The sequence below is a fragment of the Photobacterium iliopiscarium genome (assembly GCF_003026395.1).
GTDB classification, from domain to species: Bacteria; Pseudomonadota; Gammaproteobacteria; order Enterobacterales; family Vibrionaceae; genus Photobacterium; species Photobacterium iliopiscarium.
Genome location: NZ_PYOO01000004.1, coordinates 152,002 through 164,617 on the forward strand (window position 1 = coordinate 152,002; position 12,616 = coordinate 164,617).

At 39.3% G+C, this 12,616-nt stretch carries 12 protein-coding genes; 4 read left to right on the forward strand and 8 right to left on the reverse strand.

Translation table 11 applies throughout. The annotated features are described in order from the left end of the window. Positions 1-138: 138 nt before the first annotated feature. Entirely contained in the window at positions 139-969 is an 831-nt protein-coding gene (locus tag C9J51_RS08375) for a membrane protein (RefSeq protein ID WP_045039617.1), read from the reverse strand. 444 nt (positions 970-1,413) lie between these two features. On the opposite strand from C9J51_RS08375, the gene potA reads away from it, so the two are divergent. The 4 genes from potA to potD all read left to right on the forward strand — a co-directional run bounded on the left by potA (position 1,414) and on the right by potD (position 5,639). After that, positions 1,414-2,532, forward strand: a complete 1,119-nt coding sequence (potA, locus tag C9J51_RS08380) for a spermidine/putrescine ABC transporter ATP-binding protein PotA (protein ID WP_045038005.1) — start codon at positions 1,414-1,416, stop codon at positions 2,530-2,532. Further along, entirely contained in the window at positions 2,516-3,373 is an 858-nt protein-coding gene (gene potB, locus C9J51_RS08385) for a spermidine/putrescine ABC transporter permease PotB (RefSeq protein ID WP_045038006.1), read from the forward strand. The genes potA and potB overlap by 17 nt, the downstream gene beginning before the upstream one ends. After that, positions 3,373-4,140, forward strand: coding sequence for a spermidine/putrescine ABC transporter permease PotC (gene potC / locus C9J51_RS08390; RefSeq protein WP_045038007.1), 768 nt, complete (start codon positions 3,373-3,375; stop codon positions 4,138-4,140). Before potB ends, potC begins: the two co-directional genes overlap by 1 nt. 446 nt (positions 4,141-4,586) lie before the next feature. Next, positions 4,587-5,639, forward strand: coding sequence for a spermidine/putrescine ABC transporter substrate-binding protein PotD (gene potD / locus C9J51_RS08395; RefSeq protein WP_045038008.1), 1,053 nt, complete (start codon positions 4,587-4,589; stop codon positions 5,637-5,639). Between the two features lie 79 nt (positions 5,640-5,718). On the opposite strand, the gene C9J51_RS19405 is transcribed toward potD, so the two are convergent. The 7 genes from C9J51_RS19405 to C9J51_RS08425 form a co-directional block, all read right to left on the reverse strand. Continuing rightward, positions 5,719-5,961 (reverse strand): hypothetical protein, encoded by a 243-nt coding sequence (locus tag C9J51_RS19405; RefSeq protein WP_146144495.1) that lies wholly within the window; start codon positions 5,959-5,961, stop codon positions 5,719-5,721. 174 nt (positions 5,962-6,135) lie between these two features. Then, positions 6,136-6,855: a Sir2 family NAD+-dependent deacetylase gene (gene cobB, locus C9J51_RS08400; protein ID WP_045038009.1), complete on the reverse strand. Its 720-nt coding sequence runs from the start codon at positions 6,853-6,855 to the stop codon at positions 6,136-6,138. A gap of 199 nt (positions 6,856-7,054) precedes the next feature. Beyond that, the gene (locus C9J51_RS08405) at positions 7,055-8,065 is read right to left on the reverse strand and encodes a formate dehydrogenase subunit gamma (RefSeq protein ID WP_407675583.1); all 1,011 of its coding nucleotides are present in this window, start codon (positions 8,063-8,065) and stop codon (positions 7,055-7,057) included. Positions 8,066-8,234: 169 nt separating this feature from the next. Next, positions 8,235-8,852, reverse strand: a complete 618-nt coding sequence (gene fdh3B, locus C9J51_RS08410) for a formate dehydrogenase FDH3 subunit beta (protein ID WP_045030423.1) — start codon at positions 8,850-8,852, stop codon at positions 8,235-8,237. An 11-nt stretch (positions 8,853-8,863) separates the two neighbouring features. Then, positions 8,864-11,722 carry a formate dehydrogenase subunit alpha gene (locus tag C9J51_RS08415; protein WP_045039553.1) on the reverse strand — a complete coding sequence of 953 codons (2,859 nt, stop codon included), beginning with the start codon at positions 11,720-11,722 and terminating at the stop codon, positions 8,864-8,866. Between the two features lie 12 nt (positions 11,723-11,734). Further along, the gene (locus tag C9J51_RS08420; RefSeq protein ID WP_045039554.1) at positions 11,735-11,932 is read right to left on the reverse strand and encodes a twin-arginine translocation signal domain-containing protein; all 198 of its coding nucleotides are present in this window, start codon (positions 11,930-11,932) and stop codon (positions 11,735-11,737) included. Between the two features lie 66 nt (positions 11,933-11,998). Beyond that, positions 11,999-12,616: a TorD/DmsD family molecular chaperone gene (locus tag C9J51_RS08425; RefSeq protein WP_045039555.1), complete on the reverse strand. Its 618-nt coding sequence runs from the start codon at positions 12,614-12,616 to the stop codon at positions 11,999-12,001.

The following is a 12,616-nucleotide window of genomic DNA, read 5'->3' on the forward strand; positions in this document are numbered from 1 at the left end:
TCATTGAAAATAAAAGTTATTACGATAGGTTGAGTGTGAGAAGTTATAGCATAATCATTTAAAGTTATAGTGCATTAGGCTATATAGCTAAAAAAAATCCCCTTATATAAAGGAGATTTTTTAAATACTACACTCAACTTATGCATTAAATGTATCATTATTAATCGGTTCACTAACATTAGTATCCGATTTAGATTCTGGCTTATCGTCATCAGCATTAGGCACAGAGGTCACCTGCAATGTAATACCAAACATATTACGATAGATAATCGCTTTAACATTAAAGAAAAATGGCAATGTCCAAATTAAGCCAATACCAGCAGTCGCAATTGACATAAAAAAGAAGATCATCATGATTAAATAAATAGCAGTCATTGGCATCACTTTACGAATAGTTGCCATGAATGAATATTGAATCGCTTTAATCGGTGTTATTCGCTTCTCACACACAAGTAAGATAGCCATGCTTAATGCCATCGTTAAAAACAATCCGATTAAAGGGAAAATACTGCTGCCAATCCCCTGAATAGAAGAGATTAATAGCATTGTAATAATTGATACTAATGTAAATGAAAATCCTTTAACGATTTGACTTGGTTTAGTTGGCAGCCCTACTGAATGATTAAGCGCCATTAAACTCACACCAACGTATAAAGGCGCAATTAAGACATCAGACCAAAAGTTAGCCATAAAGCCCGCTTTTAAAATCTCAGCAGTAAAGCCCTTCCCCGTAATAAAGGCATCAAAAAACACATTAGGGTTACCTAGCTGTACTTTTAGGCTTAATAGCAATAATGCAGTTTGTGCAATAAATAAACAAATGACAGCGGGTAAAAATTTAGTGAAATTCTTTGCTGTAATTTTAAACGCTTCTTGAAGAACGGCGATCGGTTGTAGATCAACATTACCCGTCATTGCTTTTTCAATAGAACCGCCAACATGAAAATCTTTCTTAATTGTCTCTTTCATACTCATATCATCATTATTTTGGTAAGCGTATTGTACGTTACTCATCATGGTACAAAAACACTATTCACGTAAAAATTTATGTCAAAACCCTGCTGATGTATAAAAAACCGACAATAAATTACTTGTAAAACGAATAACTAGCGTTTTTTATACTTGATTGTAAACACTCGTACTGCATGTTGAACATAAGTAATAATTTTTTGAGCTTAAAAATAAATCATTGGGATTATTACTTTAATCGTAATTTATTTTTTCAGTAATATTTGTAATCGCGACCATATTGCTATGAATCAACGTGCTATCATTAAAGGAAGTAGCACTTAATCTATAAATTTAGTAAGAAAATGCTTTAAATTGAAAGACTACAGGTCTATTATGCGCCCCTAATTTTAGCCAAAATATTGGGGCTTAACCAATCTGTCCCAAGGTGGAGATAACGTAGAATTGAACGTTGTAAAAACATCTAAGAAACCTGTAATTCAGCTGAAGGGTCTTTGTAAAAGCTTTGACGGTAAGCAAATCATTACAGGTTTGGATCTAGACGTAAACGATGGTGAATTTTTAACCATTTTAGGTCCATCAGGCTGTGGTAAAACCACAGTGCTTCGTCTTATTGCTGGCTTTGAAACTGCCGATGACGGTCAGATCACCATTGCCAATAAAGATGTTACTGACATTCCAGCTGAACAACGTCTCGTTAATACGGTGTTTCAGAGTTATGCACTGTTTCCACATATGACAGTGTTTGAGAACGTCGCGTTTGGTTTACGCATGCAAAAAGTGCCATCGAGTGACATTGAACCTCGAGTTATGGAAGCATTGCGTATGGTGCAACTTGATAAGTTTGCCCCTCGTAAACCTCATCAATTGTCCGGTGGCCAGCAACAACGTGTTGCTATTGCCCGTGCAGTTGTTAATAAACCAAAAGTTCTTTTGCTTGATGAATCACTTTCTGCGCTTGATTACAAATTACGTAAACAAATGCAGCTTGAACTGAAACAACTTCAGCGAAAACTTGGTATTACTTTTATTTTCGTCACTCACGATCAAGAAGAAGCACTATCTATGTCCGACCGTATTATCGTTATGCGCGATGGTTATGTTGAACAAGATGGCAGCCCTCGTGAAATTTACGAAGAACCGACCAACCTCTTTGTTGCTCACTTTATCGGCGAAATCAACGTGTTTGATGCTATCGTTAAAGAACGCTTAGACAGTAAGCGTATTATGGCAGATGTAGAAGGTCGTCACTCTTTAATCCACTGTGATCTTGATGTTGCCATTGGCGACAAAGTGAAAGTGCTATTACGCCCAGAAGATATTCGTATTGAAGAAATTCATAACGGAGATCACACGACGGGTATTTTAGGCAAAGTTAAAGAGCGTACTTATAAAGGTATGACGCTTGATTCTGTGGTACAGCTAGATTCTGGGAAATCGGTAATGGTTAGTGAATTCTTCAATGAAGATGATCCTGACGTAGACCACTCTCTTGATCAAAAAGTTGCCATTACTTGGGTTGAAAGTTGGGAAGTGGTGCTAGCAGATGAGCAAGAAGTTTAATCTCCAAAACATCATCATAACGATTGTTGTAAGTTGGTTACTACTGTTTGTATTTGTACCAAACCTTATGATTATCGGCACGAGTTTTTTAACCCGTGATGATGCAAACTTGATCAAAATGGTATTCACGTTAGACAACTATGAACGCCTTTTCGATCCAATGTATGCAAAAGTACTTTTGCATTCATTTAATATGGCAATTACAGCAACTATTTTCTGTTTGTTGATTGGCTACCCTTTTGCGTATGCCATTGCTAAGATGCCAGAAAAATGGCGTCCATTTATGCTATTTATGGTCATTGTACCCTTTTGGACTAACTCGTTAATCCGTACATATGGCTTAAAGCTGATGCTCGGTACGCGAGGGATTCTAAATAATGCATTAATGTACTTAGATATTATTGATAAGCCCATTCGCATTATGTACACCGAGTATGCAGTAATGATCGGCTTGGTTTATATACTATTGCCGTTTATGGTGCTGCCTTTGTACTCCGCGATTGAAAAGCTTGATAATAACTATATTGAAGCAGCACGCGATTTAGGTGCAAATAAGCTTCAAACATTCATTAAAGTTATTTTCCCATTAACAATGCCTGGCATCATTGCTGGCTGTTTATTGGTATTGCTGCCCGCATTAGGTATGTTCTATGTATCAGATCTACTCGGTGGTGCGAAAAACTTGCTGATTGGTAACGTGATTAAGAGTCAAGTACTCAACGCTCGTGACTGGCCATTCGGCTCTGCAACCAGTATTGCACTGACGTTAGCAATGGCAATTATGTTATATGCCTACTATCGCGCAGGAAAATTACTGAATAAAAAAGTGGAGCTTGAATAATGGGTCGTTTTTTTAAATTCAGCTTTATGTCAGTGGTCTATCTTTTTCTATATACCCCGATCGTAATTTTGATCATTAACTCATTTAATGCGAGTAAATTTGGCATGAAATGGGGGGGATTTACCACTAAATGGTATGAAAACCTGATCAATAACGATAGTTTGATGCAAGCTGCTGGTCACTCAATCACGATCGCAGTTATTTCAGCCACCGCTGCATCATTAATTGGTAGTTTAACGGCAGTTGCTCTATTTCGTTATAACTTCAAAGGTAAGAAGTTTGTATCAGGTATGCTATTTTTAGTTATGATGTCACCTGATATTGTAATGGCAATTTCGTTACTGGCTTTGTTCCTATTACTTGGCGCAAATCTTGGTTTCTTAACGTTATTACTATCACATATTACTTTTTGTCTGCCCTTTGTTGTCGTCACTGTTTACAGTCGATTAAAAGGCTTTGATGTAAAAATGCTTGAAGCAGCCCGTGACTTAGGCGCGAGTGAATGGGTGATTTTAAAACAAATTATCCTACCACTAGCTAAGCCCGCAGTTGCTGCTGGTTGGTTATTAAGCTTTACATTATCACTTGATGACGTAATTGTGAGTTCGTTCGTTACAGGTCCTAGTTATGAAATTCTACCTTTAAAGATTTACTCGATGGTTAAAGTCGGTATTTCACCAGAGGTCAATGCATTAGCAACTATCATGCTGATCATTTCATTGTTCCTTGTGATTTGTTCGCAATTACTTGCAAGAGAAAAGAAATAGCATCACGGCTTTTAGCAAAATAAAATGGCTAACTTATTTAAGTTAGCCATTTTTTTGGCTGCGGTTTATCACAGCATGTAAACTTTTAAGGTCTATCAATACTTCAATCCCTCTTCAATAGTGCTCATTACACAACTAACCTCACAATCACCACTCAGGTTCTATTTTCAGTTTTAATGTGGCGTAACATTGATTTGTATAACAATATTATCTAAACGTTAACTACCTGTTATTAATCAATACTCTGTAAATAAATATCTTATCGAAGTGCTCATATTTGTGATGGTGGTATGATTTTATCTGCTATACTAGCAACGTTTACCAATTCATATTTGTTTAAAAAACATCTTTATTTAAGTGTCTATAAACAACACAAAATTAGGAGAGGCGGTTAAAAGCCGCAAGAGAACACTCTCGATATCCTGTTTAGTTAGGAGCTAACAACAATGAAAAAATGGTCTTTAATGATGGCCGGTACAGTTTGTGCTATGTCAATGTACTCAAACATTGCCACTGCCGCAGATTCAAAGAGTAATGAATTATACTTTTACAACTGGTCTGAATATATTCCAAATGATGTATTAGAACAGTTCACAAAAGAAACCGGTATTAAAGTAATTTATTCGACTTACGAGTCGAATGAGACCATGTACGCTAAATTAAAAACTTATGATAAAGGCTACGATTTAATTGTTCCTTCAACTTACTACGTTTCTAAAATGAGTAAGGAAGGCATGCTTCAGAAAATCGACAAATCAAAAATTCCTAATTTTGCTGGTATCGATAAAAACTATTTAGACAAGCCTTTTGATCCTAACAACGATTACTCTATCCCTTATATTTGGGGTGCAACAGGTATCGGTGTAAATACTGATGTCATCGATAAATCAAAAATCACTAGCTGGGCTGATTTATGGGATCCTAAATGGCAGGGTCAGCTAATGATGATGGATGATGCACGTGAAGTGTTCCACATTGCATTACGTAAGCTAGGCTACTCAGCTAACACACAAGATCCAAAGCAAATTAAAGCGGCTTATGAAGAGCTTAAAAAACTAATGCCTAACGTATTAGTCTTTAACTCTGACTTCCCTGCTAACCCTTACATGGCTGGTGAAACATCACTAGGTATGTTGTGGAATGGTTCTGCCTACATGGCACGTAAAGAAGGCGCTCCAATTGACATCGTATGGCCAAAAGAAGGTGCAATCTTCTGGATGGATAGCCTAGCAATTCCAATCAATGCTAAGCATGTTGATAACGCATACAAGATGATCAACTTCTTACTTCGCCCAGATATTGCAGCAAAAATTGCACTGCAAATTGGTTACCCAACACCCGTAGCCGCAGCGAAGAAATTACTGCCTGCTGATTTCGTTAACGATCCAAGTATCTACCCACCACAATCAGTAATGGATGCCGGTGAATGGCAGAACAGCGTTGGCGCAGCAAGTGAACTATACGAGCAATATTACCAAAAGCTAAAAGCTGGCGAGTAATAGTTGTCGTTAGATAAACAAAAAAACCGAGCTTGTTAGCTCGGTTTTTTTATATTTAATTATCTGATGATAATAAATATCACAATTTAACCATCAGAATACTAACTTCTTTATTAATTGGTTTTACTTCAAACTGATTACTTATTTTAAGTGACTCAACTTGAGGTAATCTCCATGCCTCATAAGTCACAACTTTCCCATCAGTATTAATATTAATAGGATCACCTGTTAACACGCGACCACTCCATGAAACGGATGTAGCAAATGTCATTGAACTAAAAAGTGATAATATTACCAACAATAAATATTGTTTCTGTTTCATATGCAGGAGGCACTATAGTTAGCGATTTATATCAATAACTATAGTATTGGCATTCTATTTGTTAAATATTTAAATGTGCTAACAGGCATTTAATTGCTTCTTATCAAAAACACGTTATATCCCATATAGAATTAATATCTTTTTATATAGAATAAATAGCATACCTTTCGAGCTCTATTTGGTTACATTGATAATGTCTTCTACGAATTTAGGCACCAATTCGGACGCTTTACCATAATGTTTTTCTTCAAACTCATTTCCAACATTACTTGGTTCTAAATTAAGCTCTACCGTATGTGCGCCTTGCAATGATGCTTCATGCACAAAACCCGCAGCAGGATACACATTGCCTGATGTACCAATCGCAATGAACAGATCAGCCTTCACAATCGCGTCATGGATTTTATCCATACCAATTGGCATTTCACCAAACCATACAATATTAGGGCGTAATGGTGCTGGTATTTGGCAGCAATGGCAACGATCACTAGTATGTAAATCCCCTTTCCATTCGACCGTTTGACCTGATTCACAACAACGTGCTTTTAATAACTCACCATGCATGTGAATTACATTGTGGCTACCTGCTCGTTCATGAAGATTATCGATATTTTGAGTCACAATCGTTACTGTGCCATCTAATTCAGCTTCTAGCTTTGCTAATGCATAATGAGCAGCGTTAGGGGCAACAGATCCATTTTCTATTTGTGCTCGACGTGCATTATAAAACGCTTGTACTAATTCAGGATCACGCTGATAGCCTTCAGGCGTAGCGACATCCTCAACTCGATGTTCTTCCCACAACCCGTCTGCCGCACGAAAAGTACGTATCCCTGATTCAGCAGAAATACCCGCTCCAGTTAGTACGACAATATTTTTGTAAGGAAATAACATAACAATATCCCTATGGTGATAATAATGGTTAATCTTTATATTCTATTTATACCACTGATTTTATATGGTTTAACGGTGTTTTTTATTAGACGTTAGTCTGAGAGTTTGTGTATTGCCATTAATCATAAATTATGCCCATAAAAAAAGCCGATACACTTTCAATAACAAAGTGTATCGGCCTTTATTTAATGTTTAATCGTTAACGATCCAGAGATGATGTCGGTTTTTCCACATTCTGCTTGTCAGGCTCATAACCCGGTTGATTTTCAGGTAAATCTTTTACCTCATCAAACCATAAGTTATGGTGTTCACGGGCCCATGTTTCATCAACTTCGCCAGTTACCATGCCATCAAGACCCGCTTCCATGCCAAATAAACCAATATAGATATGGAATATAAAGCCACAGATTAAAATCAATGCTGATAACATGTGGAGTAAGTTTGATAGCTCCATATCACGACGGGTTTGATCGAAAATTGGGAAATCTAACACAAAGCCACTGGCTGCAATCGAGAAACCAAACACGATCAATAGCCAAAAGATAACTTTCTCACCACCATTAGAGAAACCTGCTGATGGATGTGATCCTTTATGTTTACCCACCATGCCGCCCATCTTTTTAAACCACTCAAGATCGACTTTATTAAAGGTACTTTTACGCCACCACTTGATCAATACAGCAAGTAATAGAATCGCAAAAATAGGTCCCATGTAGTTATGGTATTGCTTGGCAGCAAGAATGATCCATCCCCAAATCTCACTAGGAACAATGGGCTTAATAAAATGTTTACCATAAACTAACGTTAAGCCACTGAATCCTAATGTAAGGAAGGTGAATGCCATGCTCCAGTGCAATGCACGATCAATACGGCTCCAACGTTTGATTTTACGACCCGTTTTGGGCTTACTTAACTTTAGCGGTCCAATGACCACATAAGCCAACGTTACCATTACTAGGCTACCAAAAATCGCTAAAGCACCTAATGGTGACATCCACTTTTCTTTAAGGATATACCACGTTTGTCCTGGCACACTGATTAAAACATCATGCTCAGGCCAACCAGATGTGGTGTAACCTTTCTCGCCATCTTTTACCATACGCCAGTAATCAGCCCCAGCAAAACCGATCACTTCTTTTTTAACTACGGCTTCACCAGCGGTCGTTGTATCACTACCACTCGCCATTGTGGATACTGAAAACACCATCATTAAAGCGGTAACTATGATAGTTAACCAGCGTTGAATTCGCTTAGTCATTAAAGCTCCTATCCACTTTAAAAAGCAGATTAATTGGCACACCTATTACAACAGTGTGCCTAACTATTACACGAGTCGATAAATGGACTTAACATTCCTCGTTAAATCCATTTAAAGATGATTAAGCTTTACGTACTTTACTTGCGTCGTAAGCTAGATCATCAGTACTTGCCCAGCCCGCATCTTTAGCACCACGGGCCACAACACGCTTACTGAAAATTTCAGAGATTTTTTCAGCATCACCCGCAAGTAATGATTTAGTCGAACACATTGAAGCACACATTGGTAACTTACCTTCTGCGATACGGTTTGCACCATAAAGCAGGCGTTCTTTTTCAGAACCAGGCTCTGTATTTGGGCCGCCAGAACAATAAGTGCACTTATCCATTTTGCCACGTTCAGCAAAAGCATCTTGCTTAGGAAATTGTGGTGCACCAAATGGACAAGCAAATAAGCAATAACCACAGCCGATACATAAATCTTTATCGTGCTGCACTATGCCATCTTCTGTTTGGCTAAAACAATCAGCAGGACATACCGCCATACAAGGCGCATCACTACAGTGCATACAAGCTACTGAGATTGATGTCTCCCCTGGAAGACCATCGTTTAAGGTCACAACGCGACGACGTTGAATGCCCCAACCAACCGCTTCTGAATTGGCGTTTTTACAAGCTGTTACACAACCATTGCACTCAATACAACGCTTAGAGTCACAAAGAAATTTCATACGTGCCATCAGGTGACTCCTTACGCTTTAGTGATTTTACACAAAGTAACTTTGGTTTCTTGCATTTGGGTAACAGGATCATAGCCATACGTTGTTGCCGTATTGGCCGCTTCACCTGAAACATAAGGCGCACAACCTTCAGGGTAATGCTCACGTAGACTCACACCCTCAAATTCACCACCAAAGTGGAACGGTAAGAAAGCCAATCCTTCACGAACACGTGGGGTTACCATCGCCTTCACTTTAATTCGGCCTTTTTCTGCACCTTCAACCCACACCATCTCACCATCTTTAATGCCAATATCGTTGGCATCTTTGAGGTTGATTTCAACAAACATTTCTTTTTGAAGTTCAGCTAGCCATGGGTTTGAACGTGTTTCTTCACCACCACCTTCATATTCAACAAGACGACCAGACGTTAGAATAATTGGGTATTCTTTTGATACGTCTTTTTCTTGAATTGATTTGAAAAGTGTTGGCAAACGGAACATCGCTTTGCTGTCGTCCCATGTTTGGTACTCAGGCAATAAGTCACGACGCGGTGTGTACAACGGCTCACGGTGAATAGGCACGGCATCAGGGAATGTCCATACAACAGTACGGGCTTTCGCGTTACCAAATGGAATACAACCATGTTTAATCGCAACACGTTGAATACCACCAGACAAGTCTGTCTTCCAGTTTTTACCTTCAGCTGCCACTTTTTCAGTTGCAGTTAGGTCATCCCACCATCCAAGTTGCTTTAGCATCTTCGCGGTAAATTCTGGGTAACCATCTTCAAGTTCACAGCCTAATGAATAACTATCATCAGCCAGCATACTGACACCATTACGCTCAACACCAAAACGGGCACGGAAATTACCGCCACCTTCTGCGACTGTTTTTGACGTATCGTAAAGAATATGTGTACCTGGGTGCTTCATTTCTGGCGTACCCCAACATGGCCATGGTAGACCATAGGTTTCACCGTTCACCGGCCCGCCAATAGCTTCAAGGGTAGTGAAATCAAACGTACCCCAGTTTTTCTGATGCTCTTTCAAACGCTCAGGGCTTTGACCTGTATAACCAATTGTCCACATACCCTTGTTGTATTCACGAGTAATGTCTTCAATGTTTGGTTTATTATTCTCCACTTTGATGTGTTTAAATAATTGATCAGAGAAACCCAAACGCTTAGTCAATAAGTACATGATTTCATGATCGGGTTTAGCATCAAACAACGGTTCAATTACCTGATCACGCCACTGAATCGAACGGTTAGTTGCAGTTACTGAACCATACGTTTCAAACTGTGTGGTTGCAGGGAAAAGATAGACGTTATCAGTACGACCATTCATCACCGCAGCAACGCCTGGGTATGGGTCGACAATCACCATCATATCCAGTTTACCCATCGCGGTTTTCATTTCAGGTCCACGCGTCTGTGAGTTAACGGCATGACCCCAATAGAACATCGCACGAATGTTATCGCGTTGTTCGATATTATCTTTATTTTCTAAAACACCATCAATCCAACGAGAAACAGGAATACCTGCGCTGTTCATTGGCTTTTTACCGTTATAGGTATTTTGATCAAAACGGCCTTGTAGCCATGAGTAATCAATATCCCATACTTCAGCCCAGTGCTTCCAAGCACCTTCTGATAAACCGTAATAGCCCGGTAAGTTATCAGATAACACGCCAAAGTCAGTTGCACCCTGAACGTTGTCATGGCCACGGAAAATGTTTGCGCCGCCACCTGATTTACCCATATTGCCAAGGGCTAATTCAAGAATACAGTAAGCACGGGTGTTGTTATTACCTGTTGTATGTTGAGTACCACCCATACACCAAACAACACAGCCAGGACGGTTTTCAGACAGCATTTTTGCCGTTTGATAAACTTGATCTTCAGGTACACCCGTTACGCGTTCAACTTCTTTCGGGTTCCACTTCGCCACTTGTTCACGCACTTCTTCCATGCCATAAACACGTTGACGAATAAATTCTTTGTCTTCCCAGCCATTATTGAAGATGTGATATAGCACACCCCAAACAAAGGCAACATCCGTACCCGGACGTAAAGAAACAAAGTGATCAGCTTTTGCCGCCGTACGTGTACGACGAGGATCAACCACTACAATCTTACAACCATTGGTTTCTTTAGCGATCAGAATATGCTGCATTGCTACTGGGTGAGCTTCTGCGGGGTTAGAACCAATAAACAGAATCGACTTACAATTATGCATGTCGTTCAGTGAGTTGGTCATTGCACCGTAACCCCACGTATTTGCTACACCTGCAACTGTGGTTGAGTGACAAATACGCGCTTGGTGATCGACGTTATTTGAACCCCATAGCGACACCATTTTACGGAACAAATATGCTTGTTCGTTGTTGTGCTTTGCTGAACCTAAAAAGTAAACAGAATCTGGGCCTGATTCTTGACGAATTTTAAGTACCTGCTGGCTAACTTCGTCTAATGCTTGTTCCCAACTTAATTTTTTCCACTTACCGTTGACCAACTTCATTGGGTATTTTACGCGCTTAGCACCATGGCCATGTTCACGTAATGCCGCCCCTTTTGCACAATGTCCACCAGCGTTAAAAGGATGATCGAAAGCGGGTTCCTGATGGGTCCATACACCATCTTGCGTTTCAGCATAAATGCCACAACCAACAGAACAGTGAGAACAAATGGTACGTTTAACCACTTTAGGTGCGTTGTAATCAGCTTCAGGGAAAGCTTCTGCCTTGCGCATAAAACCAGGTGCAAAAAGGCTTGCACCTGCAACACCACCAGCGGCAGCAAGAGAAGAATTACGAATAAAAGAACGACGAGAAATACCTAGTTGGTTTTCATCTTTGCTCACTTTATCGGAACGTTTAGTCAGTTTCATTTCAGGCTCCGCTTATAGGGTATTGTAGTAATCACGAATATGTTGGGTTTCGTGATACCCTTTTTTTGTTTTAGGATCTTTCTTTTCGGTGTCTGTTGTTGAAGCTTGAACGGCAGTTGTCGTTCCCGCTACTACAGCACCAGCAGCTACCGTTAAACCAATGTTTTTTAACAATTGGCGACGGCTATCATTTGTTTTTTGCTCACTCATTGCGTTTGCTCCTCTATCGACATTCTTATGAACAGATGTCGATTTTTTATTATCGCGAGTATCTTTTTACTGGGACTCTAAAAAACGGGTCTTTTCTATTGTCAAAAATTGCCAAGCTAATTCACCAACAGCGGTATAAAACACAGCACTTTTAGCCGCTTTTAAATCGGTACAAAATTTTTCACACCATTGGGAAAGATGACGATTAAAAAATGTCTGTTGAAGGTGTTCATCACCACCTTCCACCAGCATAGCCATAACCTCTAACAATGCGGATATATGATCTTCTGGTTCAATAACAGATTGAGCACGTTCAAAACCCATTTGTTTTAAGTCTTGACGTAAATAAGCCAGAGGCATTTCCATTAAAGACCCGGTTAAATACCATGATCCAAATGGAATAACTTCCCCACGACCAATACCAATAAATACATCTTGATATTCTTCTTCAACACTCAATAATGTCGTTTTCTGAGCCGCTAATTTTAATAAAGGCCAAGCTGAAGCCATGGTCTGACGTTGAAATGTTTGTGCCGTATCAACATCTAGATTTGCAAGAAATTCAAGCGCAGATTTTTCAGGGGCTTGACGACATAAATGTGCCAACATGTTATAAATTTCAATACGTAACAAATCATCTTGATCGGCAGGATTAGTGTGAGTATTCATAGCTGCGTTTTCCAT

Coding starts and splice junctions, on each gene's coding strand:
- C9J51_RS08405 (WP_407675583.1), bottom strand. CDS start 8,065: ATGATGGTGTTTTCAGTATCCACAATGGCGAGTGGTAGTGATACAACG.
- C9J51_RS08420 (WP_045039554.1), bottom strand. CDS start 11,932: ATGAGTGAGCAAAAAACAAATGATAGCCGTCGCCAATTGTTAAAAAAC.
- C9J51_RS08425 (WP_045039555.1), bottom strand. CDS start 12,616: ATGGAAAACGCAGCTATGAATACTCACACTAATCCTGCCGATCAAGAT.
- C9J51_RS08375 (WP_045039617.1), bottom strand. CDS start 969: ATGAAAGAGACAATTAAGAAAGATTTTCATGTTGGCGGTTCTATTGAA.
- potD (WP_045038008.1), top strand. CDS start 4,587: ATGAAAAAATGGTCTTTAATGATGGCCGGTACAGTTTGTGCTATGTCA.
- fdh3B (WP_045030423.1), bottom strand. CDS start 8,852: ATGGCACGTATGAAATTTCTTTGTGACTCTAAGCGTTGTATTGAGTGC.
- potC (WP_045038007.1), top strand. CDS start 3,373: ATGGGTCGTTTTTTTAAATTCAGCTTTATGTCAGTGGTCTATCTTTTT.
- C9J51_RS19405 (WP_146144495.1), bottom strand. CDS start 5,961: ATGAAACAGAAACAATATTTATTGTTGGTAATATTATCACTTTTTAGT.
- C9J51_RS08415 (WP_045039553.1), bottom strand. CDS start 11,722: ATGAAACTGACTAAACGTTCCGATAAAGTGAGCAAAGATGAAAACCAA.
- cobB (WP_045038009.1), bottom strand. CDS start 6,855: ATGTTATTTCCTTACAAAAATATTGTCGTACTAACTGGAGCGGGTATT.
- potB (WP_045038006.1), top strand. CDS start 2,516: ATGAGCAAGAAGTTTAATCTCCAAAACATCATCATAACGATTGTTGTA.